This is a genomic window from Vibrio atypicus (genome assembly GCF_009811315.1).
Classification (GTDB): domain Bacteria; phylum Pseudomonadota; class Gammaproteobacteria; order Enterobacterales; family Vibrionaceae; genus Vibrio; species Vibrio atypicus.
In genome coordinates this window covers 1-270 of record NZ_BLID01000050.1, presented here as the reverse complement: position 1 = coordinate 270, position 270 = coordinate 1, and the positions used below count along the sequence as shown (strand labels likewise).

General features: G+C 44.8%; 1 tRNA gene. It reads right to left on the bottom strand.

What is annotated here, in order from left to right:
* Positions 1-149 precede the first annotated feature (149 nt).
* A tRNA-Met gene (locus tag GVO60_RS22260) sits at positions 150-226 on the bottom strand.
* Positions 227-270 lie beyond the last annotated feature (44 nt).

The following is a 270-nucleotide window of genomic DNA, read 5'->3' as shown; positions in this document are numbered from 1 at the left end:
CGGAGAGACTTGAACTCTCACACCTTGCGGCGCCAGAACCTAAATCTGGTGCGTCTACCAATTCCGCCACGACCGCATCTTGAATCTATCTAAATCATTACTGATTAATTGGTAAAAACCAGTAACGTTCCCTTTTGCAGGGGAATAAATGGTGGCTACGACGGGATTCGAACCTGTGACCCCATCATTATGAGTGATGTGCTCTAACCAGCTGAGCTACGTAGCCATCTTAAGGAACAATAGAAGAGTCTTCTACAGTACCTAAAAATA